This window comes from Hathewaya massiliensis, assembly GCF_902143515.1.
GTDB lineage: Bacteria > Bacillota > Clostridia > Clostridiales > Clostridiaceae > Hathewaya > Hathewaya massiliensis.
Genome location: NZ_CABFVD010000007.1, coordinates 48,632 through 62,631, shown reverse-complemented (window position 1 = coordinate 62,631; position 14,000 = coordinate 48,632). Strand labels below are relative to the sequence as shown.

The window sequence follows — 14,000 nt, the reverse complement described above, 5'->3', positions numbered from 1 at the left end:
GTATGAAGAAAATAACTTTAGCAGATAATGCAGGATTTTGTTTTGGTGTGAAGAGAGCTGTAGATACTGCTGTGAATATAAGTGAGGAAAAAAACAATTCTATATTTACTTTAGGCCCACTTATTCATAATAACGATGTTGTTAGTTCCTTGAAAAAGAATAATATAAACCCAATAGAATTTAATGAAATAGATAATTTAAAAATTGGAGATACTATTATTATTAGATCACATGGAGTAAAACCTTCTATTAAAAATACTTTAATAGACAATGGGTTTGATGTAGTAGATGCAACTTGTCCTTATGTTAGCAATATTCATAAAAAAGTTGCTAAACATCATAAAGAAAATTACACCATAATAATAGTAGGGGACAAAAATCATCCTGAGGTTATAGGTATAAATGGAAGTTGTAATGATGAAGCTATTATTTCTAAGGATGGCAGTGATTTAAAAGATATAAATCTAAATGGTAAAGTATGTTTGGTATCTCAAACTACTGAAAAACAAAGTAATTGGGAAAAGGTTTTATCCATAGTAACTACAAAGTGTAAAGAAGTGGTTGCTTTTAATACTATATGCAATGCAACTGAGGTAAGACAAAGGGCTGCTACAGAATTATCAAAAAATGTAGATGCTATGATTGTAATTGGAGGGAAAAATAGCTCCAACACCACAAAACTTTATGAAATTTGCAAAGAAAATTGTGAGAATACTTATCATATTGAAAATGCTAAAGAACTTCCAAAGGAATTAAAATATTTTAATAATATTGGTGTAACTGCTGGAGCATCAACACCACAGTGGATAATTGAGGAGGCGATTACAAAGATGGAAAATATGGAGAACATAGATACTCAAATGAGTGAACAACTTAAGTATATGGAAGAAAATGAAGATAAGATTTTTGTAGGAAAGGTAGTAAAAGGTGAAATTATATCTATTAACGCTAAAGAGGCTTATATAGATTTAAATTATAAATCAGATGGAGTATTACCCTTAAATGAAGTAACCAGTGATGAGAATTGTCGTCTTACAGATATATTTAATCAAGGTGATATTATTGAAGCTAAGGTTATACAGGTTAAGAATTCTGATGGTAATGTAGTTTTATCTAGAATAGAATTTGAAAGAGAAGAAGGCTATAAAATCTTAAAGGATTCTTTAGAAAATAAATTGAAAATAACAGTTAAAATTAAAGAAGAAGTTAAAGGTGGTCTTGTAGGAAAATTTAAAGGCATTAAAATATTCTTACCAGCATCTCAAGTTCAACTAAATTACGTAGAAAATTTAAGTGATTTTATAGGAAAAGATATAGAAGTTAGAGTTATAGAATTTAACAAGGATAAACGTAATACAAAGATAGTTGTATCTAGAAAAACTATATTAGAAGAAGAAAAAAAACATAAGGAAGAAAACACTTGGGGTTCTATAGAAAAAGATTCAATTGTAAGTGGGGTTGTAAGAAGAATAAATAATTTTGGTGCCTTTGTTGAAGTTAATGGAGTAGATGGTTTACTTCATATATCAGAAATATCTTGGGGTAAAGTTGAAAAAATTAGTGATATACTAAAAATTGGAGAAGAAATTAAAGTTTATGTTTTAGATATAGATAAAGAAAATAAAAAGCTATCCTTAAGTCTTAAAAAATTAATTCAAAACCCTTGGAATAATATCGAAGAAAAATATCCTATAGGAAATATTGTTCTAGGTAAAATCGTAAGATTTACAGACTTTGGAGCTTTTGTAGAGTTAGAACCTGGAGTAGATGCCTTGCTGCATGTATCACAGATAAGTCATAATAGAATTGAAAAACCACAGGACGTTCTAAAAATAGGTGAAAGTATAAAAGCTAAGATCATAGATGTAGATGGTAAAAACAAAAGAATTTCTCTAAGTACAAAAGAGTTAATGGATATTTAATATATAAAACGCGAATATTTCGCGTTTTATGTGTTTTTTTTAGAGTAATATATTTTTGTATTTATAATATAATTTAATAGCAATGGTTTTGGAGGAATATATTTGAATAGAAATGATAAGCTATTAAATAATAATATAAGTGATAAAGAGCTTAATAATATATCATATGTATGTAGTAAGTATTCAATAACATTAAAAGAGGCTTATAGAGTTAGAAGTGCTTACAAAATAATAGATATGCAAAACAATAGTTACTGCTTAAAAAGAATGAAAAGCGGCAAAAAGAAAATACTAAATTCATATAAACTTACAGAAGATCTTTTAAAAAGTGGTTTTAAAAATACCCCTAGATATTTAATTACTAAAAAGGGAAATGTATATATAAGTCATAAGGGATATTTATTCTTAATGACTGATTGGGTAGAGGGGAGAGAATGTGATTTCTCTAATATAGAGGAAGCAAAGGAAGGAATAAAACTTCTAGCTAAGTTCCACCTCTGTGCTGAAGAAATAAATACAAAACAATATAAACTTAAAAACTGTCTAAAAAATTGGCCTGATATATATAAAGAATGTATAAATGATATGATTAGTTATAAACATATCATAGATAAAAAAATCCTTAAAACAGAATTTGACTATTTGTATTTTGACAATATAGAATTATTTATAGAAAGGGCTTTGAATTCTCTTAATCTTTTAAATATATCATCTTACTATAAATTAAGTAAGGAAGCAGAAAAGAAAAAACCTATATGCCATAGAAGCTTTTATTATCAAAATGTAATAAAAAAAGATGAGGAATATTTTTTAATTGATTTAAATCGTATTATAATAGATTTAAGGGTTAATGATTTAGGAAGGTTTATAAGAAGGTTAATGCATAAAAAAGACTATAGTTGGGATTTTAAAAAGGCAGAAGAACTAATAATATCATATAACTCTATTTATCCATTAAATAAGAATGAACTTGAAATTATGCTTTCTCTTATAATTTTTCCGCATAAGTTTTGGAAGTTGGGGAAAAAGCGATATAAAAAACACAAGAATTGGAGTGAAATAAAATACAAGAAAAAATTAGATAATATTTTAGCTTCTACAGAGGGACAAGATAAGTTTTACGAAGAGTATATTTATTTCTTAAATAAATATAATAATTAGTTAATAGAGGAAGAAAACTATGATAACCTGGGAAAATATTAAACATAATAATGTTAAAGAATTAAAAGCTTATAGAGAATATAATAAACAATTTAATATTCTTAATGAAGATTTTTTTAATATATATAATAAGTCTAACTATTTTAAAAGATTTTTCTTAAGAAAAAATGCAAAAATATTAAAATATAATAATTGTATAGCAGGGTTTATATGGGTAAACTCTTTTAAAGGTATAAAGTGTAACATAAATCAGTTTTATACTTTGCCAAATTTTAATTTAGTAAGTATAACTTCTAGTATATGGAGTATATTTAAAAAAGCTTCATCTGTTACCTATAGATGTGAAGATAATAATATAAATGAAGAGTTTCTTACTAAGTTTCATTTTAAAAAACACAATAGTATATTAGAAATGGATTTAAGTCTAAATGATTACAGACTTGCTGAAAACTATTTTTTACAAGATGATATTTCTATTGAATATTTTAAAGAGGGTATTCATGAACAAATTAGGTGTAATGTTCAAAATGAAATATTTCAATGTGAAAATAGAGTACCGCTTAATATTGATGATATTTTAGAGGATGAGAAACAAAATTATTATATAGAAGGTGGAGGTGTTTTTCTAAAGTTTAAGGAGGAATATATTGGCTATGGTCAACTTATATTAGAAGATGATTATTTAACTATTGTAAACTTTGGAGTAATACCAAATAGAAGAAGAAAGGGATATGGAAAAATTCTATTAGATCAACTTATAAAACTTGCTAAAATCATTGCCCCTGAAGAAGAGTTATTAAAAATAAAGGTATACAGCCACAATGAGATTGCCGTAAATTTATATAAAGCATATGGTTTTAAGGTTAACAAAAAAATAAGTACTTGGAATATAAAAAACAGCATCTTTTAATTAAAAGAGGCTGTTTTTATTAATATACTATTTTTCTATTTCTTTATACTTTTTAATAGCTATTGCTAAAATGTTCATAGCATCTTCTAGTGCTTCAGCATTTAAGCAGTAAGATATTCTAATTTCATCCTTACCTAAACCTTCTGTTGCATAGAAACCTTCAGCTGGAGCTACCATTACAGTTTTGTTATCATGATTAAAATCTGTTAATAACCACTTTGCAAAATCTTCTCCTGATTTAATAGGAAGTTTTGCTACAACATAGAAAGCACCTGTTGGTTTTTCACAAATAACTCCTGGAATTTCTGAAAGTTTAGCATATAGAATATCTCTTCTTTTTTCATATTCGTTTAATACTTCGTCGAAATAGCTCTTTGGAGTGTTAATTAAATTAGCACAAGCTATTTGTTCTACAGTTGGAACACAAAGTCTTGATTGAGCAAGCTTTAATATTTCACTCATTAACTCTTTATTTTTAGAAGCTACAAGGCCAATTCTAGCTCCACAAGCGCTATAACGTTTAGATACAGAATCGATTAATATTACTCTATCTAATATATCGTCTAAATAAAGGGCAGAAGTATATTTTAAGTTATCGTATACAAATTCTCTATAAACTTCATCTGCAATTAAGTAAATATTATGTTCTTTTGCGATATCACCAAGCATTCTAATTTCTTCCTTAGTATAAACAACTCCAGTTGGATTTCCAGGGTTAGAAACCATTATAGCTCTTGTTTTATCAGTGATTTTGCTTACTATTTCTTCTTTCCTTGGAAGGTGGAACCCATCTTCCGCTTTTGTTTGGAAAGGAACAACTTTTGCACCAGCTACAGCTGAGAAACCATTGTAGTTAGTGTAGAATGGTTCTGGAATAATAACTTCATCACCGTTATCACAAATTGCCATTAATGCAAACATAATAGCTTCTGAACCACCATTTGCAATTATTATTTCGTCTTTATCGAAATCTATGTTCCATTCTTTATAATAAGCTCTAAAACTTTCAATAAGTTCATTTAATCCTTGAGAGTTAGCATACTTTAAAACCTTTTCATCGTATTTGTGTAACCCCTCCACAAAGGTTTTAGGTGTCTCTATATCAGGTTGACCAATATTTAAATGGTATACTTTAACCCCTCTTTTTTTAGCTTCTTCGCCAAATGGAACTAGTTTTCTTATTGGTGAAAATTGCATATCTTGAATCCTTTTAGATAATTTCATTTTTTTCCCCCCGTGATTTCTGCTTAATATTATATAATTAGCATATTAAGTTAATTTAAAACTATTAAACTAACCCATCTATATTTTAAATGATTTAAGGGTTAGTTTTCAACTGTTATTTACAAAAACTTTCTTAATCTTTTGATACCTTGAAAAATTTGATCTTCATTCATGCAGGAATAATTAGCCCTAAGGTGATTATGATCATCTTCAAAGGCAAAAAAGGCATCTCCAATTACAAAGGCTACATTTTCTTCTAAAGCTCTTTTATAAAACTCTTTTGAAGTGTAATTTTTTGAAACTTCTATCCAAGTAAAAAGACCACCTTTAGGATGCGTTGCAGTAATGTATTCTGGGAGATATGTAGAAATTGCCTTTAACATGGCATCTCTTCTGTTTTTATACACACTTCTTAGATTATTTATATGTGAATTAATATTATAATTTTTTAAGTATTCATAAATTAGTAACTGGTTAAAAGTACTTGGTTGCAAATCAGCTCCTTGTTTACATAGAATAAGCTTTTTGATTATATCCTCCTCTGCACATACCCATCCTATTCTAAGTCCAGGACAAAAAATCTTAGAAAAAGTTCCCAAATATATTACATAACCTTCTTTATCAAAACTTTTTATACTAGGATATATAAAGTCTTCGAAGGAAAGCTCCGAATAGGGTCCATCTTCAATTATTGGCACTTTATATTTGGAAGCTAAGAAAGCTATATTTTTTCTCTTTTCAATAGACATTGTAATTCCAGTAGGGTTTTGAAAATCTGGTATAGTGTATATGAACTTTACATTCTTATTTTTTTTAAGCAAGTATTCTAAGATATTGATATCCATACCATCAGATTCCATAGGACATTGGAGGATATTAGGCTCATAAGCTCTAAAGGCTGAAAGCGCGCCTAAATAGGTAGGGCTTTCACATATTATAGTATCTCCATTATTAATAAACAGTTTTCCTGAGAAGTCTAAGCCTTGTTGTGCACCACTAGTTATGAGTATATTTTTAGTAGTACATTCTACTCCCACTCTAGGCATTCTAGATTGGGCAGTAATTTCTCTTAAGGGTGTGTATCCCTCTGTAGCACCGTATTGAAGTGAAATACTTGAATATTCATTTAAAACCTTATATGTTATTTCAGTTAATCCTTTACTAGGGAAAAGCTCTGGTGCCGGAAATCCACCGGCAAAAGAAATAAGATTATTATTTTCAGATAATTTCAAGAAATCCCCAAGTTCAGAGGCACCCATATTATGTATCCTATTTGAAAAGTTAAAATCCATTTTAATTCGCCTCCTTTCTTTAATGAATTTATTATACTCTAGAACTTATTCCATTTTCAACTTATTAACTATTTAGATTTAATATAATTAAACGTATAAAATACTTTAAAAGTACACTGTTTTTATATATAATTAGATATTAGTGATAAATATTATTCTGTAGAAAAGGAGATTACTAATGGATAAAAAATTGAAGTACTATATAGAAACTTGGGGTTGTCAAATGAATGAAGAGGATTCAGAGAAAATCTCAGGAATGCTTAAGCTTAAAAATTATGAATATGTTAATAATAGAGAAGATGCTGATTTAATAGTTTTTAATACATGTTGCGTTAGGGAAAATGCAGAACAAAAGGTTTTTGGACATTTAGGTATTTTAAAAAATTTAAAGGAAAAAAAGAAGGACTTAATAATTGCAGTTTGTGGTTGTATGACACAACAAAAGGGCATGGCAGAAGAGATTTCTAAAAAATTCCCTTTTGTAGATATTATAATAGGAACACATAATGCTTATAAGTTCTCTGAGTATTTAACTAGGGTGCTAGGTGGGGAAAGACCTATTGTAGATGTTTGGGATAAGGAAAAAGATATAGTAGAAGATATTCCAGTAGATAGATTAAGTGATATAAAAGCCTTTGTTACCATAATGTATGGTTGTAATAACTTTTGCACCTACTGTATAGTTCCTTATGTAAGAGGAAGGGAGAGAAGTAGAACCCCTGAAGATATTGAAAGGGAAATAAAGTCTCTTGTATCTAAAGGATATAAGGAAATAACCCTACTAGGTCAAAATGTAAACTCATATGGTAAAGGTTTGGAACCAAAAATAGATTTTGCAGGGCTTTTAAGAAGGCTAGACAAAATAGAAGGTTTAGAGAGAGTAAGATTTATGACTTCTCATCCAAAGGATCTATCAGATGAGGTTATAGAGGCTATAGCTGAATGTGATAAATTATGTGAACACATTCATCTACCAGTTCAATCAGGGTCTAGTACAATATTAAAAAAGATGAATAGACACTACACAAGGGAGCAATACCTAGAACTTGTAGAAAGAATTAAAAAGAGAATTCCTAATGTATCTTTATCTACGGATATTATTATAGGTTTCCCAGGAGAAACTGAGGAAGATTTTAATGAGACATTAGACCTTGTTAAAAAAGTTCAGTATGACTCTGCATTTACTTTCCTATATTCTAGAAGAAAAGGTACTCCTGCTAATGAATATGAGGATCAAATTTCTGAAAAAGTTAAACATGATAGATTTGATAGATTAGTTACAACCTTAAATGAAATATCAGAAAAAAAGAATAAAGCTTACCAAGATCAAGTAGTAGAAGTTTTAGTAGAAGGTTTTAGCAAAAATGATGAAACTAAGTTAATGGGAAGGACTAGAACTTCAAAGTTAGTAAACTTTACTGGAAATAAAGATAACATAGGAAAACTTGTAAATGTTAAGATAACAGAAGCAAAATCATTTTCTCTTTTAGGAGAAGAGATATAAGAATTAGAGGAGGAGATAACTTTGGCACTAACTCCTATGATGATACAGTATTTTGATATAAAAGAAAAGTGTAAGGATTGTATACTTTTCTTTAGATTAGGTGACTTTTATGAAATGTTCTTTGAAGATGCTGAAATTGCATCTAGAGAATTAGAATTAGTCTTAACTGGACGTGATTGTGGCTTAGAGGAAAGGGCTCCTATGTGCGGGATACCATATCATGCTTCTAATAATTACATAAGCAGACTTATTTCAAAAGGATATAAAGTAGCTATATGTGAACAAGTAGAAGATCCAGCAAAGGCAAAGGGTATTGTAAAAAGAGATGTAATAAAAATAATGACCCCAGGTACGTATACTGATCCCTCTTTTCTTGAAGAGGGTAAAAATAATTTTCTAATGAGCATTTATTTTAATAAGAATGAAGATAAAGTAGGTATAAGTTCTACAGATATATCTACTGGGGAATTTTATTGTACCTTTGGAAAACTTACATATAATCAAATTCTAGATGAGGTTTCAAAATTTAAACCTTCTGAAATATTATTAAGCAAAGATACAGAGGAAGAATTTATTAAAAATATAAAAGAAAGATTTCCATCTACTATTACTTTTTATGAAGAAGATTATATTAAGGGAGCTTTGGAATTGAAAATAACTCAAGAAATTAGAAATCTTAAAGAAAATATGGAAGATACCCTTGAGTTAACTATAAAAATTCTTCTAAAATATATAAATCATACACAAAAAACTCTTCTTTCTAATATAAATTCTATAGATTTTTATGAGATAATAGATTTTTTAATCATAGATAATAATTCAAGATACAATTTAGAGTTAACCGAAAGTATGAAGGATAGAAGAAAAAAGGGTTCTCTTTTATGGGTGCTAGATAAGACATCTACAGCAATGGGAGCTAGGAGACTTAGAAAGTGGGTTGAGCAGCCTTTGCTTAATAAGGGATTAATCTTAAAAAGACAAGAAGCAATAGAAGCTCTAATTAATAATGTCTTTGCTCATGAAGATTTAAAAGAAGCCTTAAAAGGAATTTATGATATTGAAAGACTTGTAGGGAAAATAAGTTCTAAGAATGTAAATGCTAAAGAGCTTTTAGGACTTAAAAATTCTATATGTAAAATTCCAAGCATAAAGGATATATTAAATAAATTTCAAAGTTCAGTAATTGAAGATTTAGAAAAAAAATTAGATACATTACAAGATCTTTATAAGCTTTTAGATGATTCACTTAATGAAGAGGCATCTAATACTTTAAAAGAAGGTAATCTGATTAAAGAAGGTTATAATAAAGATGTAGATGAGTTAAGGTATGTACGATCTCATGGCAAGGAATGGATAGCAAATTTAGAACAAGAAGAAAGAAAAATCACAGGTATAAGATCTTTAAAAGTTGGATATAATAAGGTGTTTGGGTATTATATTGAGGTTACAAAGACTAACCTAAGTCTAGTGCCAGAAGAAAGATATATAAGGAAACAAACTCTAAGTAATGGTGAGAGATATATAACCCCTGAACTTAAGGAAATGGAATCTAAAATTTTAGGTGCAGAAGAAAAGCTTGTGGCTTTAGAGTATGATTTATTTACAGAAGTTAGGGATAATATCGAAAGAGAAATAAACAGGGTAAAAGAAACTGCAGTTATAATTTCTGAGCTTGATTCACTAAGTTCACTTGCCACTGTAGCTAAAGAAAATGGATATATAAAACCCAATATTAGTGAAAATGGTGAAATAATAATTAAAGATGGAAGGCACCCTGTGGTTGAGTTAACTTTAAATGGAAATAGTTTTGTAGAAAATAATACTAAACTAGATTGTGATAAAAATCAGCTACTTATTATAACAGGTCCTAATATGGCAGGTAAGTCAACCTATATGAGGCAAGTAGCCTTGATTAGCTTAATGGCTCAAATAGGAAGTTTTGTTCCTGCAAAAGAGGCAAACATATCAATATGTGATAGAATATTTACAAGGATAGGAGCTTCTGATGATTTAGCCTCTGGTAAAAGTACTTTTATGGTTGAAATGTGGGAGGTTTCTAATATACTTAAAAATGCAACTAGAAACAGCCTTGTAATATTAGATGAGGTTGGTAGAGGAACCAGTACCCATGATGGTCTTAGTATAGCTTGTGCTGTAATAGAGTATATATGCAAGAATAAAAATTTAAAATGCAAAACTTTATTTGCCACTCACTATCATGAACTTATTAAGCTTGAAGAGGAAATAGAGGGAGTTAAGAATTATTCTATTGCTGTAAAAAAGGTTAACAATGATGTAGTATTTTTAAGAAAAATAATAGAAGGGGGAACCGATGAATCTTATGGTATAGAAGTTGCAAAACTTGCTGGTCTCCCTTTAGAAGTTATAGAAAGATCTAAAGAAATATTAAGTAATTTAAAAAAAGATGAAAGTAGCCCTAATAGAATTCATAATAAGATTTCAAATACTGGTATAGAAAAAGAGGCTATTCATAATAATGATAAAAATCTAACTATGTTAAATTTAGATCCTGAAACCTCTTTTAGAGAATGTGTTTTAAAAGAAAAACTAGAAAATACAAAGCATAAAAAGGATGAAAAAAACTTAAGTGATGGTTTGCAAATTAGTTTTAGTGATATTGAAAAGGAAACACTGATTCATGAAATTTCTAAGGTGGATATTTTAAACTTAACACCTATGGAAGGATTTAATAAGCTATTTGAAATTATCCAAAAAGCTAAGAATTTAAAAGAAAGGTAGGTATATATCATCATGCTAGATTATGATAAAAGGATTAACCTACTATCTGAAGAAACTTCAAATAAAATAGCTGCAGGGGAAGTGGTTGAAAGACCATCTTCTGCAGTAAAAGAACTTATAGAAAATAGCATAGATGCAGGAGCTAAAAATATATCAATCTCTATAGAAGAGGGGGGAGAAAAGTCTATTATAATTTCAGATGATGGAGCGGGAATTCATCCTGATGATATTAAACTAGCCTTTATTCCTCATGCTACAAGCAAAATAAGAGAATTAGATGATATATATAGCATAACTTCCTTAGGTTTTAGGGGGGAAGCTTTAGCAAGCATTGCTGCTATATCAAAAGTTAACTTAAAAAGTAGAACAAAGGATTTTTTAGCAGGAAAAGAAATAATAATTGAGGGTGGAAATATAGTAGATTTTAAAGATACTGGCTGTTCTACTGGAACAACTATAGAAATAAGTGATCTTTTTTTTAATGTACCTGCTAGACAAAAGTTTTTAAAATCAAGTAGAAGAGAAAGTGCTTTAATATCAGATATGGTGCTTAGAATGTCATTGTCACATAGTCATATATCTTTTAAATTTGTAAGTAATGGTAAACAAGTTTTTCATACTACAGGTAATGGAGATCTTTTAGAAAATATAAGAATTTTATACGGAAAACAGGTATATGAAAATGTGAACTTTTTTGAAGGGCATAGCGATACCCTATCTGTATATGGATATATTGGAAATTCAGAGGTGAGCAGGGGAAGTAGAAATCGTCAAAGTATTTTCGTTAACAATAGAATGATTCAAAGTAAATTAATAACTGCTGCTGTAGAAAATGCATTTAAGTCCTTTTTAACTATAAATAAATTTCCATATTTCACTCTTTTCCTTGAAATATATCCTGAGCTTATTGATGTAAACGTTCATCCAACTAAATCTGAGATAAAATTTAAAGATGAAAGGTTTGTGTTTAAATTTATTTTTGATTCTGTACACCATGCCTTAAGGGAGTCATTAAAAAATTCATTTAATATTCCCATAGATGGACAGATAAATGAAACAGTTTATGTAGAACAGGAAAAGAGTAAAACTTTTAGTGAAAATGTTCAAGAAAAGTTTAATTTAGATGGTTTTACCACTTCCGAGGATAATACAAAAGATAGTTATGGAACTTATTTAAATACAGTTAATGAAAAAGATTTTTCAATTTGCAATAATAAAAATGTAGATAATAAGATTTCTAAAGAAAGCTTTCCACTTCCTTTAAACAAAGAATTAAAAACTATACCTATAGAATTAAAAGAAGCTAAATTTCCACAACTTAAAATTATAGGTCAGTTTAATAAAACTTATATTATAGGTGAAGCTTTTAAAGAACTTTATATTATAGATCAACATGCAGCTCACGAAAAAGTACTTTTTGAAAAATATATAAAGGAAATTAAAAATAGAACTATAGTTTCTCAAGCTTTAGCAGTTCCTCAAATACAAGAACTAACACCAGAAGAATATTTATTATATGAGGAAAATAAAGAAACTTTTTTAAATGTAGGTTTTAACATAGAACCTTTTGGAGAAAATACTATAAGTATAAGAGAAGTTCCTATATTTCTTGGAGAAACAGATGTAAATTCACTTTTTAATGATATTTTAGAAGACTTAAATAACATGGGAAAAGGGGATAAAACTACTGTAAGATACATTAAGATTGCAACCTTAGCTTGTAAAGCGGCGGTTAAAGCAAATCAGAGTTTATCCTTAGAAGAGATGGAGCATCTTTTAAATGAACTTAGGTTTATAGATGAGCCCTTCACTTGTCCTCATGGAAGGCCAACTATAATTAAATATACTTTAAAGGATTTAGAAAAACAATTTAAAAGGATTCAATAAAATAAAAATATAAGAGGGATAGTATGAAAAAAGACTTATTTATTTTAGCAGGGCCAACAGCTGTTGGAAAAACTGATATATCAATAAGCTTGGCAAAACTTTTAAAAGGAGAAATAATTTCTTCAGATTCAATGCAAATATACAAAAACATGGATATAGGTTCAGCTAAAATTAAAAAAGAAGAAATGAAAGGTATTTCACATTACTTAATAGATTGTATAAACCCTAGGGAAGAGTTTAGTGTATCAGAGTTCTCCAGTAATGCAAAAAAATATATAGATGAAATAACGGCTCGTAAACATTTACCTATGTTAGTTGGTGGAACAGGACTATATATAGACTCCTTAATATTTAATTATAATTTTGCTGAAAGTAATCGTAATGAAGAATATAGGGAACAATTAAAAAGTATAGCAAAAGAAAAAGGTAATGAGTATGTTCATGAAATGCTTAAAGATATAGATATAGAGTCTTACAATAGAATAAGTGTTAAAGATATAAAAAGAACTATTAGGGCTTTAGAAGTTTACAAAACCACTGGGAAAACCATTAGAGAAGTCAATGAAGAGAGAGATATATATGATATCCCTTATAATGTATATTATTATGTTCTAACTATGGAACGAGAAAAATTATATGAGAGAATAAATAAAAGAGTGGATATTATGATAGATAAAGGACTTATAGATGAAGTTAAAACTCTAATGTCTATGGGATTAACAGAGGATATGCAATCAATGAAGGGTATAGGTTATAAAGAAATTATAAGATATCTTAAGGGCGAAATTAGCTACGATGAAGCTATTTACTTAATAAAAAAGGGCAGTAGAAATTATGCAAAAAGGCAGCTTACTTGGTTTAGAAAAGATGAAAGAGTGATTTGGATAGATAAGGATAATTTTTCTTCAGAGGATGAAATTATTCAACATATATATAATGATTATTTAAAAAGAAAAACAATTTAATAAATAGTTAAAATTAAAAAGGATTTTCCATAATAATATAGAATTATTAATTTAAAGTGCTTTTCTTTAGTGCAAACGGAGGGTATGAAATGAATAATAAATTAAATACTAATTTGCAAGACATTTTTTTAAACAATGCAAGAAAAAATAAAATAAGTGTTAACATTAGATTGTTAAATGGATATAGCTTAAAAGGATATGTCACTGGCTTTGATAGCTTTACAGTAATTTTAGACTGTAATAATGAACAAATTTTAGTTTATAAACATGCTATTTCAACCATAACACCTCAAAACCCGATCTTATATAATAATAACAATAATATTAAATAGTAACCAATAAAGAATAGGGTAGAACCTATTCTTTATTATTGGC

At 28.4% G+C, this 14,000-nt stretch carries 10 protein-coding genes; 8 read left to right on the top strand and 2 right to left on the bottom strand.

Going from position 1 to position 14,000, the window contains the following annotated elements; translation table 11 throughout:
* Positions 1 to 2: 2 nt before the first annotated feature.
* The 3 genes from FNZ64_RS12350 (at position 3) to FNZ64_RS12340 (ending at position 3,993) form a co-directional block, all read left to right on the top strand.
* Positions 3 to 1,922, top strand: coding sequence for a bifunctional 4-hydroxy-3-methylbut-2-enyl diphosphate reductase/30S ribosomal protein S1 (locus FNZ64_RS12350; RefSeq protein WP_142415319.1), 1,920 nt, complete (start codon positions 3 to 5; stop codon positions 1,920 to 1,922).
* 102 nt (positions 1,923 to 2,024) lie between these two features.
* Positions 2,025 to 3,083, top strand: a complete 1,059-nt coding sequence (locus FNZ64_RS12345; RefSeq protein ID WP_243129269.1) for a CotS family spore coat protein — start codon at positions 2,025 to 2,027, stop codon at positions 3,081 to 3,083.
* Between the two features lie 19 nt (positions 3,084 to 3,102).
* Positions 3,103 to 3,993, top strand: coding sequence for a GNAT family N-acetyltransferase (locus FNZ64_RS12340; protein WP_142415318.1), 891 nt, complete (start codon positions 3,103 to 3,105; stop codon positions 3,991 to 3,993).
* Between the two features lie 27 nt (positions 3,994 to 4,020).
* Here FNZ64_RS12340 and FNZ64_RS12335 read toward each other — a convergent pair whose 3' ends face one another.
* Both FNZ64_RS12335 and FNZ64_RS12330 read right to left on the bottom strand, forming a co-directional pair.
* Positions 4,021 to 5,217: a pyridoxal phosphate-dependent aminotransferase gene (locus tag FNZ64_RS12335; protein WP_142415317.1), complete on the bottom strand. Its 1,197-nt coding sequence runs from the start codon at positions 5,215 to 5,217 to the stop codon at positions 4,021 to 4,023.
* Between the two features lie 119 nt (positions 5,218 to 5,336).
* Complete coding sequence (locus tag FNZ64_RS12330; RefSeq protein WP_142415316.1) at positions 5,337 to 6,509, bottom strand: aminotransferase-like domain-containing protein; 1,173 nt, start codon at positions 6,507 to 6,509, stop codon at positions 5,337 to 5,339.
* A gap of 178 nt (positions 6,510 to 6,687) precedes the next feature.
* Here FNZ64_RS12330 and miaB point away from each other — a divergent pair, with 178 nt between their 5' ends.
* From miaB to hfq, 5 genes are all read left to right on the top strand, one after another.
* Positions 6,688 to 8,013, top strand: coding sequence for a tRNA (N6-isopentenyl adenosine(37)-C2)-methylthiotransferase MiaB (gene miaB / locus FNZ64_RS12325; protein ID WP_142415315.1), 1,326 nt, complete (start codon positions 6,688 to 6,690; stop codon positions 8,011 to 8,013).
* Between the two features lie 21 nt (positions 8,014 to 8,034).
* A complete protein-coding gene (mutS, locus tag FNZ64_RS12320) occupies positions 8,035 to 10,773 on the top strand; it encodes a DNA mismatch repair protein MutS (protein ID WP_142415314.1) in 2,739 nt (912 codons plus the stop codon).
* A 12-nt stretch (positions 10,774 to 10,785) separates the two neighbouring features.
* Positions 10,786 to 12,660 carry a DNA mismatch repair endonuclease MutL gene (gene mutL, locus FNZ64_RS12315; RefSeq protein ID WP_142415313.1) on the top strand — a complete coding sequence of 625 codons (1,875 nt, stop codon included), beginning with the start codon at positions 10,786 to 10,788 and terminating at the stop codon, positions 12,658 to 12,660.
* A gap of 23 nt (positions 12,661 to 12,683) precedes the next feature.
* On the top strand, positions 12,684 to 13,625 hold the full coding sequence (miaA, locus tag FNZ64_RS12310) for a tRNA (adenosine(37)-N6)-dimethylallyltransferase MiaA (protein ID WP_142415312.1): 942 nt from the start codon (positions 12,684 to 12,686) through the stop codon (positions 13,623 to 13,625).
* Between the two features lie 89 nt (positions 13,626 to 13,714).
* Entirely contained in the window at positions 13,715 to 13,957 is a 243-nt protein-coding gene (gene hfq, locus FNZ64_RS12305; RefSeq protein WP_142415311.1) for an RNA chaperone Hfq, read from the top strand.
* The last annotated feature ends 43 nt before the right edge of the window (positions 13,958 to 14,000 follow it).